Origin of the sequence: Stenotrophomonas sp., from assembly GCF_031995405.1 — a bacterium.
In the GTDB taxonomy this organism is placed as follows: Bacteria; Pseudomonadota; Gammaproteobacteria; order Xanthomonadales; family Xanthomonadaceae; genus Stenotrophomonas.
This window is the reverse complement of sequence record NZ_DAMAGC010000206.1, coordinates 1-2,826: the sequence shown is the minus strand read 5'-3', so window position 1 is coordinate 2,826 and position 2,826 is coordinate 1. Positions and strand designations below refer to the sequence as shown.

General features: G+C 68.3%; 2 protein-coding genes and 1 pseudogene. All 3 read left to right on the top strand.

Features of this window, described 5'->3' with window-relative positions:
* On the top strand, positions 1–1,155 hold a 1,155-nt coding region (locus RTO53_RS19785), incomplete at its 5' end, for a TolC family outer membrane protein (RefSeq protein WP_312239367.1).
* A 582-nt stretch (positions 1,156–1,737) separates the two neighbouring features.
* Positions 1,738–2,406, top strand: coding sequence for a hypothetical protein (locus RTO53_RS19780; protein ID WP_312239366.1), 669 nt, complete (start codon positions 1,738–1,740; stop codon positions 2,404–2,406).
* 166 nt (positions 2,407–2,572) lie between these two features.
* A pseudogene (locus RTO53_RS19775) lies at positions 2,573–2,826 on the top strand (magnesium transporter); the annotation flags it as partial.

Here is a 2,826-nt window from a genome sequence, read left to right as displayed (position 1 = left end):
AACCGTACCCGCACCAACCCGAACCACGACCTGAGCTCCAGCTCGATCACCACCAAGAGCCGCAACTACACGGTCAACGGCAGCCAGACGCTGTTCAACTTCACCCAGTTCGCGAACCTGCGTTCGCAGCGCGACCTGAGCAAGGCAGCCGACTTCACCCTGGATTCGGCCAACGACGACCTGATCGTGCGCACCTCGGCGGCGTACTTCAACGTGCTGGTGGCGATCGAATCGCTGACCGCCGCGCAGACCAACGAAGCGGCGGCCAAGAAGCAGTTCGACTTCGCCGACAAGCGCCTGGAAGTGGGCCTGGCCCCGATCACCGACGTGCACGAAGCGCGCGCCCAGTACGACCAGGCCCGCGCCAACACCATCGTGGCGCAGAACACTCTGGCCGATGCCTACCAGGCACTGACCGAACTGACCGGCCAGCCGGTGGCCGACCTGCGCGCCCTGCCGGTCGACTTCCGTCCGGAACTGCCCGCCAAGTACGCCAGCATCGACCAGCTGGTCAACGAAGCGGTCGCGCAGAACCCGGCGCTGAAGGCGCAGGAACTGAAGGTCAGCGCCGCTGAAACCGGCGTGTCGGCCGCACGCGGCGGTCACTACCCGACCCTGTCGCTCGGCGCTACCGCCGGCAAGTCGGCCAGCTGGGGCGATGTGGTCGGCGCCGGTGACAGCTTCAGCCCGGACCGCCGCAGCAACAGCGTCGGCCTGACCCTGAGCGTGCCGATCTTCTCCGGCGGCGCCACCCAGTCCGGCGTACGCCAGGCCCTGGCCCAGCGCGACATCGCCCAGGACGGCTACGAGCAGCAGAAGCGCGCCCTCGACCGCAACACCCGCAATGCCTACCAGACCCTGGTCGCCGGCATCAGCGAAGTGGAAGCGCGTCGCCTGGCCGTGGTTTCGGCACAGAGCGCCTACGACGCTTCGCAGGTCGGCCTGGAAGTGGGTACCCGCACCGTGCTGGACGTGATCCAGAACCAGCGCATCCTGTTCTCGGCGCAGCTGGACTACGCCAACGCGCGCTACACCTTCCTGCAGAACCGCCTGCAGCTGGGCCAGGCCGTGGGCACGCTGGACATCGCCGAACTGCAGGACATCAACCGCCTGCTGACCCAGGCCGCGGCGACGCCGAGCACCCAGGTCAACTGAGTCCGGCACCTTCGCTGGAACAAAGAAACCACCCGCACGCGGGTGGTTTTTTTTTGCGCGCACGCCGCCGGTCTGCGCGTCGCGTGACTGCGTCGGTAGAGCCACTCCATGGGTGGCTGCACGCCTCGCCCGATCGAAGACAGCCACGCATGGCGTGGCTCTACCGGGGTGGCGACATTTTCCCGCGCTGCGTCGGTCAATCGCGACAGCGCGCGATGTCTGCACGCGCGCTGGATTTCAGCGCCAAATGCCTGCATCCACGGTTTCAGCGCGCGCGCCGGCATAGGCGTCCTATACGTTGGTATCGCGCCGCGAAAACCGCTTGACCACGCCAGCAACGCTCTCTACCTTGCGCCCCGCACCACCTTCCTTTTCGCCAGAGACCCCCTCCTTGGACAGTCATAGTCGATCGCGCTGCTGCGCCTGAGCCGACGGATCCACTGACCCCAAGGTCGGTTCCGTCCGCACAGGACGGGGCCTTCCGGCGCATGTCACATGCGCCTGCCTCGCTTCATCCGCACCGTTGTTCCACCGACCCCGACGAGGGTGCCGCTGGCGTTTCCGTTCGCCTGGAGATTGCCCATGCACGCTTTCCGCGTACTCGCCCCGCTGCTGTTGAGCGTGGCCCTGCTGCCGTTCAACACCCGCGCCGCCGCCAGCCTGCTGGTCGACGACGCCGGCATCACCGATGCCGGCCAGTGCCAGCTGGAAAGCTGGGTGCGCCACACCGATGCCGGCCAGGAATGGACCGCCGTGCCTGCCTGCACGTTGGCCCATACCGAATGGTCGCTGGGGCTGACCCGTGCGCCCGGCGATGCCCGCCGCCAGTACGCCCTCGGTGCCAAGCGCATCCTGGTCGAGGGTGCGCCGCGACACTGGGGTCTGGCACTCAGCGCCAGCGTCGGTGGCAACACGCAGCGTCCGCGCGCCGATGACTGGGCACTCAACGTCCCGCTGACGATTGCACCGGGTATACAGGACCGCGTGCAGGTGCACCTCAACCTGGGCTGGGCGGCACAGGGCATCGCACGCGGTCGCACCGACGGCATCGGCATGGAGATCGGACTGACGCGCGACTGGTCGCTGCTGGCCGAGACCGCACACGATGCTGCCCGCGAGCGCGGCAGCCAACTGGGTCTGCGACGCGTGCTGTGGCCCGGCGCCAACCTCGACCTGCTCGCTGGACGCATCCATCACCTACGCGACAGCCACTGGCTGACGCTCGGCTTCAATCTCGCGACGCTGCCCTGAGCGTCGGGCGGCCCCGCCCCGCGACACACCACCCCTGCCGCACGCTTCCACGGCCCCTGCGGCCGCCCGCCACTGCGCCGCGCCCTGCCCACACCGCGATCGACCATCCGCCCCTGCGCCCGCCTCGATCGAGCGGACAACGCCTTTCTTCCGACTGGAGCCCCCCATGAACCGTAATGACCTCGCGTTCTCCATCCGTACCCTGTCCCGCGGCTACGATGCCGCCGGTTTCGCCAGCATCGCCGCCACCACCCACGCCTCGGATCTGGTGGATGCGCTCGGCGTGCTCGAGACCGACGAGTGCCTGGGCCTGCTGATGCTGCTCGACCCACCGGCACGCGCCGACCTCTTCGCGCACTTTCCGTCGCCCACCCAGGACCTGCTGCTGCACGCCATGTCACCGGCGGCGAAGGTGCAGCT